This window comes from Bacillus xiamenensis, from assembly GCF_001857925.1.
In the GTDB taxonomy this organism is placed as follows: domain Bacteria; phylum Bacillota; class Bacilli; order Bacillales; family Bacillaceae; genus Bacillus; species Bacillus xiamenensis.
In genome coordinates this window covers 1,105,197-1,121,542 of sequence record NZ_CP017786.1, presented here as the reverse complement: position 1 = coordinate 1,121,542, position 16,346 = coordinate 1,105,197, and the positions used below count along the sequence as shown (strand labels likewise).

General features: G+C 41.8%; 17 protein-coding genes and 1 riboswitch. Of the genes, 13 read left to right on the top strand and 4 right to left on the bottom strand.

Annotated features, from left to right (window positions below; all coding sequences use genetic code 11):
• Nucleotides 1-164: 164 nt before the first annotated feature.
• The gene (locus BK049_RS05780; protein WP_003214275.1) at nucleotides 165-425 is read right to left on the bottom strand and encodes a GlsB/YeaQ/YmgE family stress response membrane protein; all 261 of its coding nucleotides are present in this window, start codon (nucleotides 423-425) and stop codon (nucleotides 165-167) included.
• A gap of 156 nt (nucleotides 426-581) precedes the next feature.
• Between BK049_RS05780 and BK049_RS05775 the strand changes: the two genes are divergently transcribed.
• Nucleotides 582-1,412, top strand: coding sequence for an EcsC family protein (locus BK049_RS05775; RefSeq protein WP_008361842.1), 831 nt, complete (start codon nucleotides 582-584; stop codon nucleotides 1,410-1,412).
• Nucleotides 1,413-1,437: 25 nt separating this feature from the next.
• On the opposite strand, the gene BK049_RS05770 is transcribed toward BK049_RS05775, so the two are convergent.
• Nucleotides 1,438-2,535: a TRAP transporter substrate-binding protein gene (locus BK049_RS05770; protein WP_071168051.1), complete on the bottom strand. Its 1,098-nt coding sequence runs from the start codon at nucleotides 2,533-2,535 to the stop codon at nucleotides 1,438-1,440.
• Nucleotides 2,536-2,602: 67 nt separating this feature from the next.
• Between BK049_RS05770 and BK049_RS05765 the strand changes: the two genes are divergently transcribed.
• The 8 genes from BK049_RS05765 to BK049_RS05730 all read left to right on the top strand — a co-directional run bounded on the left by BK049_RS05765 (nucleotide 2,603) and on the right by BK049_RS05730 (nucleotide 11,496).
• Entirely contained in the window at nucleotides 2,603-4,222 is a 1,620-nt protein-coding gene (locus BK049_RS05765) for an ATP-binding protein (protein WP_071169193.1), read from the top strand.
• Nucleotides 4,219-4,902 (top strand): response regulator, encoded by a 684-nt coding sequence (locus tag BK049_RS05760; protein WP_008361849.1) that lies wholly within the window; start codon nucleotides 4,219-4,221, stop codon nucleotides 4,900-4,902. The genes BK049_RS05765 and BK049_RS05760 overlap by 4 nt, the downstream gene beginning before the upstream one ends.
• Nucleotides 4,903-5,025: 123 nt before the next feature.
• Nucleotides 5,026-6,294, top strand: coding sequence for a C4-dicarboxylate transporter DctP (gene dctP, locus BK049_RS05755; RefSeq protein ID WP_008361851.1), 1,269 nt, complete (start codon nucleotides 5,026-5,028; stop codon nucleotides 6,292-6,294).
• 210 nt (nucleotides 6,295-6,504) lie between these two features.
• On the top strand, nucleotides 6,505-7,527 hold the full coding sequence (locus tag BK049_RS05750; protein ID WP_008361852.1) for an AI-2E family transporter: 1,023 nt from the start codon (nucleotides 6,505-6,507) through the stop codon (nucleotides 7,525-7,527).
• 63 nt (nucleotides 7,528-7,590) lie between these two features.
• Nucleotides 7,591-7,724: riboswitch (cyclic di-AMP (ydaO/yuaA leader) on the top strand.
• Between the two features lie 77 nt (nucleotides 7,725-7,801).
• Nucleotides 7,802-9,043: a dicarboxylate/amino acid:cation symporter gene (locus BK049_RS05745; protein ID WP_071169192.1), complete on the top strand. Its 1,242-nt coding sequence runs from the start codon at nucleotides 7,802-7,804 to the stop codon at nucleotides 9,041-9,043.
• 328 nt (nucleotides 9,044-9,371) lie between these two features.
• On the top strand, nucleotides 9,372-10,298 hold the full coding sequence (locus BK049_RS05740; RefSeq protein WP_071168050.1) for an ABC transporter ATP-binding protein: 927 nt from the start codon (nucleotides 9,372-9,374) through the stop codon (nucleotides 10,296-10,298).
• Entirely contained in the window at nucleotides 10,276-11,043 is a 768-nt protein-coding gene (locus tag BK049_RS05735) for an ABC transporter permease (protein ID WP_008359526.1), read from the top strand. Before BK049_RS05740 ends, BK049_RS05735 begins: the two co-directional genes overlap by 23 nt.
• Before the next feature lie 117 nt (nucleotides 11,044-11,160).
• Complete coding sequence (locus BK049_RS05730) at nucleotides 11,161-11,496, top strand: hypothetical protein (RefSeq protein ID WP_008359528.1); 336 nt, start codon at nucleotides 11,161-11,163, stop codon at nucleotides 11,494-11,496.
• A 97-nt stretch (nucleotides 11,497-11,593) separates the two neighbouring features.
• Here the strand turns inward: BK049_RS05730 and fbpB are convergent, their stop codons facing one another.
• Entirely contained in the window at nucleotides 11,594-11,743 is a 150-nt protein-coding gene (gene fbpB, locus BK049_RS05725) for a Fur-regulated basic protein FbpB (protein WP_008359530.1), read from the bottom strand.
• Nucleotides 11,744-12,090: 347 nt separating this feature from the next.
• Nucleotides 12,091-12,411, bottom strand: coding sequence for a thioredoxin family protein (locus BK049_RS05720; protein WP_008359532.1), 321 nt, complete (start codon nucleotides 12,409-12,411; stop codon nucleotides 12,091-12,093).
• Nucleotides 12,412-12,595: 184 nt separating this feature from the next.
• On the opposite strand from BK049_RS05720, the gene BK049_RS05715 reads away from it, so the two are divergent.
• From BK049_RS05715 to BK049_RS05700, 4 genes are all read left to right on the top strand, one after another.
• Nucleotides 12,596-13,678, top strand: coding sequence for a D-alanine--D-alanine ligase (locus tag BK049_RS05715; RefSeq protein ID WP_008359534.1), 1,083 nt, complete (start codon nucleotides 12,596-12,598; stop codon nucleotides 13,676-13,678).
• Between the two features lie 81 nt (nucleotides 13,679-13,759).
• A complete protein-coding gene (locus tag BK049_RS05710; RefSeq protein WP_071168049.1) occupies nucleotides 13,760-15,124 on the top strand; it encodes a UDP-N-acetylmuramoyl-tripeptide--D-alanyl-D-alanine ligase in 1,365 nt (454 codons plus the stop codon).
• A gap of 26 nt (nucleotides 15,125-15,150) precedes the next feature.
• Entirely contained in the window at nucleotides 15,151-15,843 is a 693-nt protein-coding gene (locus BK049_RS05705) for an alpha/beta hydrolase (protein WP_071168048.1), read from the top strand.
• 127 nt (nucleotides 15,844-15,970) lie between these two features.
• Nucleotides 15,971-16,309 (top strand): avidin-fold protein, encoded by a 339-nt coding sequence (locus BK049_RS05700; protein WP_008359539.1) that lies wholly within the window; start codon nucleotides 15,971-15,973, stop codon nucleotides 16,307-16,309.
• Nucleotides 16,310-16,346: the final 37 nt, after the last annotated feature.

Below are 16,346 nucleotides of genomic sequence, written 5' to 3'. Positions count from 1 at the left end.
TTAAATTCGCTCCGCGCCGGTACTCGTCCTTCCTAGACTGCAAAGGTTTTCAGATCACACTGAAAAGAAGACAAAGGGCTAAAATCAAGATCATTTTAGCCCTTTGTCAACAATCTGACACCGCCTCTTAGGCGGTGCCCCTCTGCTTCCTCTTATTCCGTTTTTTAAGAAACCCTTGATCCCACACTGCGGAAGATCAGGCTTAAAATAATAACAAATATAGCTGCTCCTAAGATCGCTGGAATGATCGCAAAGCCTGCCAGACTAGGACCCCATGTTCCAAGTAATCCATGACCAATCCAAGCACCTGCAAGCCCGGCAATCATTGAGCCGATCCAGCCTCCAGGTACACTGCCTCCAGCGAGTGCACTCCCAATGAGACCAATAACAATCGCTACAACTAATGAAATCAGAAATCCTAACATGTTGATCACTCCTCTTTTGTTTGGTTTATTAAGCAATAACCGTTTTAAAGGGGATTAAAACCTTTCGGAACCGCTTCAATGTTTGATACGTATTATCGACAAGGATTGTGTATAATAACAGTCAAACACAGAACGGCATCTAAGGAGGCACATGGCATGGAGGAAAGAGAGTGGTTAAACGCACAATTAAAGGAGATCGAAAAATGGGAGAAAGACCAGCAGAAGGTGTGGTTTTGGGAGAAACTCAGCCGGCTTCCATTTCAAATGCTGGACAAGCTGACTCCTGCCTTTATTCAAAAGAAAATCGGTGTGTTATTAGATGAAATGGGGCATTACATTCAATCAGGCGGTGTTTATTTGACCTCAGAAAAAGGCATTATTCATCAATTCCAAACGAAATGTGCCGATGAATCCATTCAGCGCATAGAAGATATTGAAAAAGCGCCTATTGAAGTCATGGATGCCATTAGTGAGCAAATGGGGAAAAATAGAACGAATCTTGCCACGGTGCAAGGGGCAACAACAGGTGTTGGCGGCATGTTTACACTAGCTGCAGATATACCTGCTGTGCTTGGACTCTCTCTAAAAACATTACAGGATATTGCCGTCACCTATGGCTATGATCCGAAAAACAAGGAAGAACGGGTATTTATCATGAAATGTTTACAGCTGAACTCTGCTGACGTCGTTGGAAAAAAGTCTATATTAAAAGAGCTGATGAGCTATCATGCATCAGAAGGGAAGCACGAAAACATGATTTCCCAAATTCAAGGATGGCGTGAGGTTGTGTATAACTATAGAGATTCGTTTGGCTGGAAGAAGCTGTTTCAGCTTGTTCCGATTGCGGGGATTTTGTTTGGCGCAGCGTCCAACCGCTCACAGTTAAAAGGAATTGCCGAAACAGGCATCATGCAATATCGAAAGCGCAGAATATTAACAAGATTAGAAGAGCTCTCGCAGCAAGAACAGCGTGACTCAGACGCATAAAAAATCCCTTTCTCGAAGGGATTTTTTATTTGGTCTCAACACCTTCTTCTACCGAATGAATCGGAGAAGATTCATATCGTGTCCGGAGCTCCTTGATTTGTTTGATCAAGGTAGAACCAATGGTTTTTTCGGCTTCATCGTACAACGGATCAAGTGCTTTCATCCATTTTTGCCGCTCTGCTGGTGTTAATTCGTGGATTGCAATCGGAGATTCCCGTTTAATGTCCTCCAGCTGATCTTTATTCATCTGCTCTGCATGTTTTTCGTTCCAAGCGGTTGTTTCTTCCATCGCTTCAAGCAAGATTCGCTTCGTTTCAGGTGTCTGGCGATCAAAAAATGATTGATCTGTTAAGACAACATACCCTAAATACCCGTGATTACTGATCGTCATATAGTCTTGTATATGATAGAATTTTTTTGAATAAATATTTGAAATTGTATTTTCTTCACCGTCTACTTTTTTGGATTCTAACAGTTGAAACGTTGAATTAAACGATTCCTGATACGGTTTTGCGCCTAGAAGTTTGAATTGTTTTTCAATCATGTCACTTTGCATAATGCGGAGAGATTGGTTTTTTAAATCACTAGGCTGCTTGATTGGACCTTTATTAGAGGTGATTTGCTTAAAGCCATTTGTCCAGTAGGCCATCCCTTTTAATCCGTCTTTTTGCAACGTGCCGAACAATCTCTGACCAATTGCACCATGTAAGCCTTCTTGAACAGCATCATAGTTAGAAAAGGCAAAGGGAAGATCAAGTGCCATCCATTCAGGAGACAGCATGCCCAGCTTTGACGTAGACGGAGCGATAAATTGAACTTGATTCTCTTTTAGTGCATTAATTTCTTCGATATCGGAATAAAGGCTTCCGTTTGAAAAAATTTGAATGCTGATTCTGCCATCGGATTTCTCTTGAACGAGCTCAGCAAATTTCTTGGCAGCCAGTCCTTTCGGTGTGTTGTCTGCCACAACATGGCTAAATTTGAACACAAGCTGATCCTTCAGCCCTGTCTGTTCATCATCGAAGATCGTTGTTGATTTTGGCATCATATGATAAAAACCAAAGTATAAAGCGGTTACAAAACCGATGATCAGTAATAGCGTATAGGCGAGTAAATTCTTCATGCGTCAGATCCCCCTTATGTCAAGCATACTTGACAGGGGAAGAATTCGTAAAGATACAGGTGAAAAAATGATGAGAAATCGACTGAAATTACAACAATTATCTATCAGATGGAAGCTCACCATCCTCACATATTTCGTTGTCATTTTCGCCCTTTTAATCGGAGGAATTGTGCTTGTTGGGGGAATCCAGCAAACGGAGGAACGAGAACTTCGAAAAAGGCTCATGAACACAGCAAGAACTGTGGCTGAGATGAATGAGGTGAAGCAGGCGTTAGCTGATCAGGCAAAGGAACGTTCTCGATTACAGCATGCGATTGAAGAGATTCGTATTATTCAAGATGCTGACTACATTGTCGTCATGGATATGGATCACGTGCGATTGACGCATCCAGTGAAAACAAGAATAGGCCAGCGCTCAGAGGGGGCGGATGAAGAACCGGCTTTTGCAGAGCATATTTATTTCTCAGAAGCACAGGGAGAGCTGGGGACTGCCATTAGAGCGTTTTATCCAGTAAAGGATGAAAAGTTTAACCAAACAGGGGTTGTACTAGTAGGAAGAACACTGCCAAGCATGGCAGATATATTAGAAGAAATGAAGCAGGATATCCTCATGATCCTGCTGCTGACGCTCAGCTTTGGGCTTGTGGGCTCATTTTTGCTCGCCCGTCATATTAAACAGCAAATGTTTAAGCTGGAGCCGCATGAGATTGTCAGAATGCTAGAGGAACGCACCGCTACCTTTCACTCGATTAATGAAGGAGTCATTGCCATTGATAATCAGCATATGATCACCATTTTTAATGAAAAGGCGAAGCAAATTTTCGGTGTGACAGGTGATGTAGTGGGCCGAAATATTTGGGATGTGCTGCCTGACACAAGGCTTCCAGAAATCATTGATCGCGCAGAACCCGTCTACAATGAAGAAATTCATATGAGCGGAAAGCGGATTATGAGCAGCCGGATCCCGATTGTGATGAAAAAGAAAATCATCGGAGCAGTTGCGATTTTTCAGGATCGGACAGAGGCGGCCAAATTGGCGGAGGAATTAACAGGGGTGAAGAACTTCGTTGATGGCCTGCGGGTGCAAAATCATGAACATATGAATAAGCTTCATACGATTGCGGGATTGATTCAGCTGGGTAAAACCGATCAGGCCCTCGCCCTTGCGTTTCAAACGACGGAAGAACAGGAACATGTAACAGACTTTCTTCACCGCGTCATTCAGCACGATGCAGTCGCTGGTCTTTTGATGAGCAAGATCAGAAGGGGTAAGGAGCTTGGGATAAAAGTCGAAGTAGATGAAAACAGCCGTCTGCGCGATTTTCCAGAGCGGCTGGATCAGCATGATATGACGAAGCTGCTTGGCAACCTGATCGAGAACGCCTTTGCTTCGTATGATACGGTAGAAAGAGACACGAAACTCATTTCAATTAGTATTGATCAAACGGAGGATGTCCTTGCGATCTTAATTGAAGATCATGGCTCTGGAATAGAAGAGGACATGATTCCTCATATTTTCGATAAAGGCTTTACTCATGGAAAAGAAGGCGGAACAGGCTATGGGCTGTATATTGTAAAAACGATTATCGACAAAGGGATGGGAAATGTAGAAGTCACATCAAGCATCGGCATTGGTACCACCTTCTCAATCGAATTCCCAATGACAATAGAGGAGAGAGACAGATGACTCAGATTAAGGTGCTATTAATTGAAGATGACCCGATGGTGCAAGAAGTGAATAAAGAGTTCATTATGAGTGTCCCTGGCTTTCAAGTTGCGGCGGTAGCAGGGAATGGCGAGCAGGGCATCCAGCTCATCAAAGAGATTCGGCCAGATCTTGTTGTGCTTGATGTTTATATGCCAAAAAAGGATGGTGTCAAAACGCTGCAAGACATCAGAAAGCAAAAGATGCAGGTGGATGTGATTGTGATTTCTGCAGCGAAGGACAAAGAGACGATCGGCATCATGCTTCAAAATGGCGCACGAGATTATATTATCAAACCGTTCAAGTTTGAACGAATGAAAGAATCTCTTGAAAGCTATAAAGCGTTTAAATCAAAAATTCGTACAGCAGCAGAATTTTCTCAAGAGATGCTGGATGATATCATACGAAAGCCTGCTGTTAAGCAGGAAGATACATGGCTTCCTAAGGGGCTGAATGTGCATACGATGAATGAAATTAAGGCCTATATGGGTTTACAAGAAGGCGCGCAGTCTGCAGAGGAAGTCGCCAATGCACTGGGCATTGCCCGTGTCACGGCACGCCGTTATTTAGACTTCCTTGTGAAAGAAGGCGAGCTGAAATTAGATATGCAATATGGCGGCGTGGGACGGCCTGTGAATAAATATATCGTACATTCAGACTAAGAGACCAAAAAGACCAAAATGTACGATATGTTCATAAGCTTCACAGCTTTTGATGAAATCGCTATCATTTATCTACAGATAACAGTTAAGCGTTTACATCAAAGGTGAGGGAGTTGATTTTTTATGAAAAGGCTTTTGAAGAACCTGACATTTCAGGTGATTGCAGCTGTCATTATCGGGATCATTGTCGGGATGGTTTGGCCAAACGTCGGGAAAGAAATGAAGCCGTTAGGTGATACATTTATTAATGCCGTCAAAATGGTGATCGCACCAATTATTTTCTTAACCATCGTTCTTGGGATTGCCAAGATGGGGGATATGAAAAAGGTTGGAAAAGTTGGAGGAAAAGCATTTATCTATTTTGAGGTTGTCACGACGCTTGCGCTTGTCATCGGACTTTTTGTTGTCAATATTATGAAGCCGGGAGCGGGTCTTGACTATAGTAAGCTTGAAAAAGGGGATGTCTCGCAGTATACCCAAAATGGGGGACAGGGTATTGACTGGATGGAATTTGTCACCCACATCGTGCCATCTAACATGGTAGATGCCTTTGCAAAAGGAGATATTTTACAGGTCTTGTTCTTCTCTATTTTATTCGGTGTTGCGCTTGCTGCACTTGGTGATAAGGGGAAAGGAATCATCGAATGGCTCGATAAGTTGTCACTTGTCTTCTTTAAAATTATCGGATACATCATGCGTGCCGCGCCTTTAGGTGCATTTGGGGCAATGGCTTATACGATCGGACACTTTGGTTTGTCTTCAATTAGACCGCTTGCGAGTCTGATGCTTTCCGTTTATATGACGATGTTCTTGTTCATATTCGTTGTGCTGAATATCATTTGTAAAATGTATGGCTTTAGCCTGTTCGGTTATCTCCGATTTATCAAGGATGAGATACTCATTGTCCTTGGCACAAGTTCTTCAGAATCCGTACTGCCAAGAATGATGGATAAAATGGAACGCTACGGGTGCTCCAAGTCAGTTGTTGGACTTGTCATTCCGACAGGCTATTCCTTTAACTTAGATGGAACCTCAATCTACTTGTCTATGGCCGTTGTTTTCTTAGCGCAAGTGTTTGGGGTGGATCTATCCATTGGACAGCAGATCACCATTATTCTCGTTCTGATGCTCACATCAAAGGGAGCAGCTGGGGTCACAGGAAGCGGATTTATCGTGCTGGCTTCTACACTCGCTGCACTTCAGGTTATCCCGCTAGAGGGTCTTGCACTGCTGCTTGGGGTCGACCGATTTATGAGTGAAGGAAGAGCGATTACGAACCTGATTGGAAATGGAATTGCCACAATTGTTGTAGCGAAGAGTGAAGGGGAATTTGACGAAGCAAAGAGTAAAACAGCCCTTCAAGAAATGCGCAATATGAAGCAAGCTGTTTAGTATAAACACAACTCAAAACCGAAACCTTATGTTTTTCATGAGGTTCGGTTTTTTTCTTGTGATGAAAAGAAAAAACATGAAAGCTAGATAAAATTAGATCGAATCGTAAGACCTCATTGACCTTTTGTTATATAATTTACAGAAAGATCCGATATAATGAATATGAGATCCAATGAAAAATAGACTTTAGTCCTGGCAGGTGTGTAACGTATGGCGGCATTTTTAAAATTGTTCGAAAAACCTGGTGTTAAGAGGTTTTCAGTATTTGTAGTATTAGCCACAGTATTATATCTATTAAGAGGAATGATGAATTTAATCCTCCTGACCTTCATCTTCACCTTTTTGATGAACCGGTTAGAAGAGGTCATTAGAGGTTTTTTAAATCGCTTCCTGAAAATAGGACAGAAATCAGTCATTACCATTTTGTACATTCTCTTAGCTGGAGGATTGACGTTTGGCGGATTTGTATTTGTGCCAATTATCGCCAAACAAGTGGAGCAGTTATTTCATTTAGGGAAGAAAATTGCAGATCACCCACAAGATTTACCCTTCTTTGATGTCATCACCAACGTGTTCGGAGATTTCAAAATATCTTCTTTCTTCGAGAAAGGGTTTAATTTCCTCTATACATACTTAACAGATTTCAGCACGTTCAGTATCCAGGTCATTATGTCCTTAATATTAAGCATGTTCTTCCTGTTCGAAAAGGAACGCCTTATTCAATTCATGAATAAGTTCAAAACGAGTAAAATCTCCGTGTTCTATCATGAAATTGCCTTCTTTGGACGTAAGTTTTCCAGAACGTTTGGAAAGGTGCTTGAAGCACAATTCATCATTGCAACGGTTAACTGTGTCTTAACAACCATTGCGCTTGGCATTATGGGCTTCCCGCAATTATTTGGACTAGCGGTCATGGTCTTTTTGTTAGGCTTGATTCCTGTAGCGGGTGTGGTCATCTCCCTTATTCCACTTAGCATCATTGCGTATACACTTGGAGGCGGGGTGTACGTCCTTTATATTGTGCTGGTCATTGTGATTATCCATGCAATTGAAGCGTACTTCCTAAATCCAAAGCTCATGTCAGCTAAAACAGAACTCCCTATTTTCTTCACATTTATTGTGCTGATCTTCTCTGAACACTATATTGGCATTTGGGGACTTATTATCGGTATCCCAATCTTTGTGTTTATTTTAGATATTCTTGAGGTCACAAATAAGGAAGAAAGTAATTAAAAAGTTCATATGAACCTGTTTACAACTTTCCGAAAATAAGGTATAAATGGTATGAAAATATCATATTACCACACGCTTAATCCTTCTAAAGGAATGGGGGACCCATGTTTTTGGGGTGAATTTTTCTTTCATGAGAAAAAAGGACATCTCTTCGTCCTAACCCGTCAGCTAACCTCATCAGCGTGAAGAGAGTAAACAGTGGTACACGTATGGACACGCAGGCCCACGAGAAGACTCTCTCGTGGGCTTTTTTGACGAGGAAGGGGAGATTTTATTGAAGCTGGCGACGAAAATTATTATTGCCTTGTTTGTAGGTGCAATCACAGGATTAATACTCAACATTTTTGCTCCAAATGTATTCAAAGTGTTAGACCCTTATCTATTTACACCTCTAGGTCAAATCTTTTTAAACCTAATTAAAATGTTAGTTGTGCCGATTGTCTTCTTCTCGATCACACTTGGTGTAGCAGGCCTTGGCGATCCGAAAAAGCTTGGCAGAATTGGTGCAAAAACCATTACTTACTTTCTACTCACGACGACTTTTGCCATCATTATTGGCATTACATTGGCCTTACTCATTAAGCCGGGCGCGTTCGGCAATTTTGATACGAAAGCGGCTGATTATTCCGCAGAGGAAGCCCCATCAATGGCAGACACACTACTCAACATTATTCCAACCAATCCAGTCCAATCTTTAGTTGAAGGAGATATGCTTCAAATTATCGTCTTCTGTGTATTTTTAGGCCTTGGCATTGCCATGCTCGGTAAAAAAACGGAAGGCTTGCTGAAACTGTTTGAACAAGGAAATGAATTAATGATGTATCTTGTCGGTGTTGTGATGAAATTCGCACCGTATGGGACATTTGGTTTGATCGCAACGGCGATCGGCAGTCAGGGGCTGGATGCCATGAAAGCGATGGGACTCTACTTCTCGGTCGTTTTAATTTCGCTCATCCTGCATTTCTTCCTGACATACGGCACAACTGTTGCTGTTTTAGCTAAACGAAATCCAATGGCATTTTTCAAAGGGTTTTCTCCAGCAATGGTTGTGGCATTTAGTACATCAAGCAGTAACGCAGTCTTGCCGATATCAATGGAAACAGCTCAAAAGCGTTTAAAGGTGCCAGAGCCTATTTCAAGCTTTGTTCAGCCGCTGGGTGCAACCATTAATATGGATGGTACAGCGATCATGCAAGGGGTAGCAACCATTTTTATCGCACAAGTGTATGGGGTTGAATTGACGCTTGTTCAAATGCTGACTGTTGTCTTAACCGCTGTATTAGCAAGTATCGGTACAGCAGGTGTCCCAGGGGTAGGGCTCATCATGCTAGCCATGGTTTTAAATTCGGTGAATCTTCCTGTTGAGGGTATAGCGCTTATCCTGGGCATAGACCGCTTATTAGACATGGCAAGAACTGTAGTTAATATTACAGGTGACGCAGCATGTGCGGTCATTGTTACTGAAACCGAAAAGAAGCATGAGAAGGAAGCACCAACACCTCACTTATCACTGTAATAAGCAAGAAGGGCTGACTGGATCAGCCCTTTCAGCGTGCAGACAAACCCTCGCATTCTTTGTCAGTCCTGCGTGCCGGTGCTCACGAATGTCAAATTCGCTCCGCGCCGGTACTCGTCCTTCCTAGACTGCAAAGGTTTTCAGGTCACGCTGAAAAGAAGACAAAGGGCTAAAATAAAGATCATTTTAGCCCTTTGTCAGTAATCTGTAAGGGCTGACTGGATCAGCCCTTTTTTTCATGGGAAGGCTTGTCTAGCGTGATATACTTTTTACAGGATGAGCGGTCCTAGCTGCCGCCGTAGGCTTTACATCAGAAGGAGGAACTACTTTGCAGTCTGCTGTTCTAAAAGTAGAGAAAGTCGATAAACGAATTGGCCGTCATATGATCTTGCAAGATATTTCGTTTGAAATTGGACAAGGAGAGATTGTCGGTTTACTTGGGCCAAATGGGTCTGGAAAAACGACCTTAATAAAACTGATTGTCGGTTTGATGAAAAAAAACAACGGACGAATCATGATCAATGGGTATTCTCAAGATGACGAATTTGTCAAATCGTTGTCATCTGTTGGTGCTATCATAGAAAACCCTGAATTTTATACATATTTAACAGGCTTTGAAAACCTTGAATTGTATGCGGCCATGCATGATGAGGTTTCCGATCAGCGCATTCATGAAGTAGTGAAAAGAGTACGACTGGAGCACGCCATTCATCAGAAGGTTAAAACGTATTCCTTAGGGATGAAACAAAGGCTTGGGATCGCACAAGCCATTTTGCATCAGCCCCATCTGCTCATTTTAGATGAACCGACAAATGGACTTGATCCTGCAGGAATGAAGGAATTCAGAGAGCACTTGCAAACACTTGTACAAGAAGAAGGTACCTCTGTGTTATTTGCTACGCATCTATTGCATGAGGTCGAGGAGCTTTGTGACCGCATGATGATCATTCAAAAAGGAAAGATCAAAGTCAATGCCAATCTTCGAGATATGGATGGCAAAGAGCAGGTTCTGATGAATATTCAGCCAATTGAAAAGGCCGTTTCATGGCTCGACACTCATGGACATACATATGAACAAAATGGTCAGCATGTGCTGCTTCAACTAAACAAAGAACGTGTGCCAGAGCTCAATAAACAGCTAGTTTTGGCAGGGTTTGATGTACTTGAAATAACGCCTCAAAAACAATCGATTGAAGAGGCTTTTATGAAATGGACGGAAGGCGGGACAGCAGATGCTTCAACTCATCAAGAATGAGCATAAAAAAATCATGAGACAAAAGATCACATTCATTGCACTTGGATTGATTACTGTCTTTCAATTGACAATGGCGCTAACGTTGAAACGAGTCATATCCGGCTTTGGTGGGCAAGACACAGTCGCAAATTATTTTGCCTATTCAACGAATGTCGTATTTATTTTACAAGTGCTCGCTGTCGTCATTGGCGCCACACTGATCTCAACAGAGTTTCAAAAAAGGACGATTAAATTCTTATTGATCCGGCCAAAGACAAGGCTGCAGATTTTTCTAGCGAAATACATGACACTTGTGCTGACGGTTATTTACCTGTTTGTTTTTTATTATGTACTAGCGTTCCTTTTTGGCCTTATTTTCTTTGGGACTGATTTTGATGAAAGTACCGGGCGGTTATTTCAGCATACATTTGCGGTCATTGGATCTCAGTGGGTGGAAGTGGTCATGATGGCAAGCTTCGCTTTTATGTGTTCCAGTCTGTTTAGAAACAGCCTGATTGCGCTTGTGATTTCATTTTTTGTTTTATATGCGGCGAAATCACTTGTGCCGATTATGTCTCTGTTAGAAAATCAGTGGGGGAAAATCCTGCTTTTCGCCAATACGGACTTTACACAGTACAGTTTTCAAGGCCCGCCGCCTTTCCAAGGCATGAGTCCGTTATTTTCGCTATTCATTGTGGGGGCGCATTTTGTTTTCTTTGTTGGCACGGCTTGGCTCCTTTTTTGGAAGCGTGATGTAAATGTGTAAAAAATGTGTCAAATAACAAGGAAAATTCGTGACATCTTTGTGAAAACGGGTCTGTATTTCACGATAAGCGGCTGATTTTGTCTTATAATAAGAAGGAGTCATGGAGGTGGCACTATCGTGAAAAATTTCATTACGGCTTTACCAATTTTGTTGTTGCTGTCGTTTTCGTTTGTGTCTTTTGCCTTCCAGTTTGATCATCTTGTTTATTTCAGACTAGCGCTAGGGATCTTTTCATTAGCGGGTCTTTTCTTTCTGTATACACTTAAAAGAAATATGAAATGGTTTATGGTCTATTTATATGCGAGCTGGATCATTCTTGCTGCCGTTACGACATTTGAGGAACCTGTGTTTTCTCAATTCTTCTTCGGTGGTTTAACGATGACAATGGGCTATCTGACATATATGCTTATCTATTTAGGAATGAAGCAAGACCGCGTAGCGAAATCACATTAAACCAGCAAAAGCCGATAAAATCGCATAAAGATTTTATCGGCTTTTTTCATTCTGGAGTCAAAAAAAGCAGCCAACTGTTTGACTGCTCTACTTGTGCTTATGATTCACGTCCAGCAGCTGCAAGCTGCTTCTGATGCTTTTTGTCGATGGTTTCGTATATACTTTCCATCATTTTAGGATCGTGCATGATCGCCTTTTTGTTCTCTTCAATTAATTGCTGGTATGTTTTGATTTTCTTCTTAGACATGTGACTCATCGCTCCTTTATAAGAATGGACGTCTATAGGATTTCACACAGATGAAATTGATAATCATTTTCAATTAGCAATTCCATTATACAAAGCCAAATGTCATAAGTAAAGATTCAATTCAGAAAATTCACGTAACCGACATATTCCCATTCATATCGACGGTGAATTCTTTCCCAGGAAATAATCCACTGTCAATTCTTGTCGTGAAATCACATCAAACATTCTTGCTTACGTTGAAACGTTTTGGCCGGACATCTCGTCTTATGTAGAGATTTGATATAAGAGGATACAGAAGAGCTAAAAAAGACACCAGCAAGAATTTGCTGATGTCTTGATTCAACCAATTATGAAACGTGTTCTTGAAGAAACTCAGTTACTTCTTCAGGTGATTTTGCGTTTGCGCTGTGTAAATGACCTGTTTTTTCACCATTTTTGAAAATGAGCAGGCTTGGAATCCCCATGACCTGATAGGTTTCCGCTAATTCAGGGAAGTCATCTTTGTTTATTTCAAACCATTCATTCTGAGCATAAGCCTCTAAAATGTCTGGTATGAACATGTCCATTCTTGTGCAATCAGGACACCATGTCGCAAAGAATTTCACGATGACTTCTTTGTCTGATTGGATGATTTCATTGAATTGTTCAGTGCTTGTGATTGTTTTCAATTTGTCACAACTCCTTTTCAATGTCATTTTAATATAAAATAAAGGCGAATGACATACAAATGCTCGGGGGGCGCTTACAACCTTTACAAATCATTTCAATTACGTAACAACAAAAATTAATTAGAGCATTTTTGCTTGAAAGTGATAAGATAGTAAAGATGAATTTTAGTGGGGGGAGTATCCATTGAAAATAAGTTTAGGATTGGTTTACGGCGGAAAGTCAGCCGAACATAATGTATCACTGCAAACAGCCCTTGCAGTGACAAAAGCACTTAACACTGAGAAGTTCGATATACATCCAATTTATATCACAGAAGAGGGCGAATGGCTAAGAGGAGAAAAACTCACTGAACCAGTATCAAACGTCAAAATGCTTCAATTCGAACAAAATGCAAAGACGTTTTTACCAACTTCTTTAAATGAAAGCATGTTCCCACAGCCTGCATCAGCCGATGAGAAGATTGATGTCGTCTTTCCATTGCTGCATGGACCAAATGGTGAAGACGGAACCATGCAAGGATTACTTGAACTATTAAATATCCCGTATGTTGGCAACGGCGTTCTCGCATCTGCTGCGGGTATGGATAAAGTCATGATGAAAGATGTTTTTGCTCAAGCAGGACTTGCACAAGCGAAACACCTTTCCTTCAATAAAAAAGACTATGAGAAAACGACACAGGACAGCTTAGAACAAGTAGAACAAGTACTTGGCTATCCTTGTTTTGTGAAACCTGCCAACATGGGGTCAAGTGTTGGAATTAGTAAATGCCGCAGCAAAAAAGAGCTGCAAGCTGCATTTGACTTGGCTTTCCAATATGATCGCCGTGTGGTTGTGGAAGAAGGCGTCGTAGGACGAGAAATCGAAATTGGTGTGTTAGGAAATGATGAGCCGAAATGCTCAGTCGTTGGTGAAATTGCACCTAAAACAGACTTTTATGACTACAAAGCAAAATATGAAGATGGCGATACAGATTTGATCATTCCTGCAAGTGTGTCAGACGAAGAATACAAGAAGATTCAAGAGATGGCGATTAAGGCATTTAAAGCCATTGATGGATCTGGCCTTGTGCGTGCAGACTTCTTCCTGACAGAAGAAGGCGAAGTGCTGATCAATGAAGTGAATACGATGCCTGGGTTCACACCATTTAGTATGTTTCCGTTGCTTTGGAAACATACTGGTGTAGAATATCCTGAGTTGATTGAGAAGCTGGTGTCACTTGCGATTGAGCGTCATCAAGAAAAACAAACCATTAAAACAACTTTTTAATGTGAGTAACAAGCAGACACTATCCTACAGGTAGTGTCTCTTTTCCTTCAAACGTGAAATGAGAAAGAGAGGCGAAAAATCATGATCAAACGTACAGTGAAACAAGTCGCCCAAATGGCTGGTGGAACATTATCAAATCAAGCTTTTGGCGAAGAACAGATTCACGGGGTGACAACAGATACACGCAAAGTATCAAAGGGCGCACTGTTTATCCCACTTATTGGAGAACATTTTAACGGTCACAATTTTGCTTCAAAAGCAGTGGAGCTTGGCGCCGCAGCTGTTCTGTGGAATCAAAATGAAGCCAATCCACCGGAGGGCGTTCCAGTCATTCTTGTAGAGGATACGCTGTCTGCACTTCAACAGCTTGCTAAATCATACTTAGCAGAGGAAAACCCTCGTGTTGTCGGTATTACCGGAAGTAATGGCAAAACAACGACGAAAGACATGATTCATTCTGTATTACAAACGGCCTACCGAGTCCATAAAACAGATGGGAACTTTAATAATCATATCGGTCTTCCTCTCACCATTCTTGCAATGCCAGAAGGAACAGACATTGCGGTTTTGGAAATGGGCATGAGTGCCAAAGGGGAGATCGAATTTTTATCAAAGCTGGCTGAACCTGATGCTGCTGTCATCACCAATATTGGTGAATCTCATATGCAAGACCTAGGATCAAGAGAGGCCATCGCAGATGCAAAATGTGAGATCACAAAAGGGTTAAAATCGGACGGCATTTTTTATTACTTAGGAGATGAGCCTTTACTCCGCGAAAGAGCGAATGAGCTGACCCGCAGAGCAAAGACGTTTGGAGAAGCAGATGACTGTGATATCAAGGTGACTCACATCAATCAGCTCGCAGAAGGAACTGAATTTCAGGTAGAAGGGTACGCTCAGGCGTTTCTCATTCCTGTATTAGGGAAACACAATGTAAAGAACGCACTTGCTGCCATTGCGATTGGCCAGCATTTTGGGCTGAATGAAAGTCAGATAGCCCAAGGACTGCTGCAAACGAAAATAACTGGAATGCGTCTTGAATTGTTTAAAACAGATAAAGGGATCACAGTCATAAATGATGCGTATAATGCGAGTCCGACGTCAATGAAAGCGGCGATTGATCTTGTAGGTGATATGGACGGCTTTGCAAATCGCATTCTAGTTCTTGGAGATATGCTGGAGATGGGCAGTGAAGAAGAAACATATCATTATGAACTAGGCGAATACATCAAGCCTGAGTTTATTGACCATGTCTTAACGTATGGTCGTCTAGGTGCATTCATTGCTGAAGGAGCGAAGAAAGCATTTGGAGACGCGCGTGTGTCCTCTTACATGGACAAAGAAGATTTAAAGGCAAAATTAGCTGATGTGGCAGGACCTGACGATGTGGTTCTTGTCAAAGCCTCTCGCGGCATGAGGTTGGAAGAAGTCATTACGGCACTATAAAAGAGAGCGGCAAAGAAGGTGATCAAATGATTGGCTGTCTATGTATACACGGTTTTACGGGTGCCCCTTATGAAGTAGAACCACTGGCGCAATATTTAAAGCAGACGACCGATTGGAACGTGCAGTCTGTCACGCTCCCCGGGCATGGGGAGGAGCTTCAGCTCAAAGGCATTCTCTATCAAGAATGGATTGCGACCGCTGAACTTGAACTCCTATCCCTCTACCGAACATGTGGCACCATTTATTTGATCGGCTTTTCAATGGGCGGGATGATTGCCTCTTACTTAGCAGCGAAGTATCCGGTTGCCCGTCTTATCCTGTTAAGCGCTGCAGCGAAATATGTGAATCCAAAACAGATGATTCAAGATACAAGGCAGATGGTAAAAGAATCCTTGTCCGGATTAATTGATACGAATCCTTTGTATGAGCGGTACCGTCATAAGCTAGCGAGCACACCTTTGTCAGCAGCTGTAGAATTTATGAAGCTGGTTAAGCAAACGAAGAGCTCTCTTGAAAAGCTTCATCTACCCGTTTTAATCGTTCAAGGTGAAAGTGATGGGATTGTACCGGCTTCTAGTGCAGAGTTTATTTATCATAAAATCCCGTCTCGTCATAAAGAAATGTTCTATTTACCCGATTGTAAACATCATGTTTGTCATGAGCCATGTGCACAGCAATTGTTTGAAAAAGTAGAACAATTTTTAAAAAAAGCAATTTAATCTATAGAAAAGCTAAAATGTGGCTAAACTAATATAAATTGAATCCCACTTGTTAAAATTTGCATCATTTTTGTCGAATGAGTGACAGGCCTATGTTACAATAGGGAAGAAAAGGTGGTCGATTCGGTTGTTTCAATATGATGGAAAAACCTTTATCCCGCAGTTTAATTCGAGCAACGGGGAAGTATCGGAAGGAACCATATTTCAATATCGTCAGGACGGAAATATATTAACGGGCACATATCAAGGCGGCAGTATTGTATCTGGGGTACTTGTAGGAACTGTGAATAAAGACGCAACACTTCATTTTAGATATCACCATGTCAGCAAGGATGGCAGCATGAGAAGTGGTTCTTGTCATTCGACCCCTAAGCAGCTGGATAACGGAAAAATCCAACTGTTCGAAAAGTGGAAATGGATGGACGGAGATCAAAGTGAAGGTGAATCTGTCATTGTCGAGCAGTAGATATATCCATTTCTGTCTTGTTGAAAAACAAATAGTG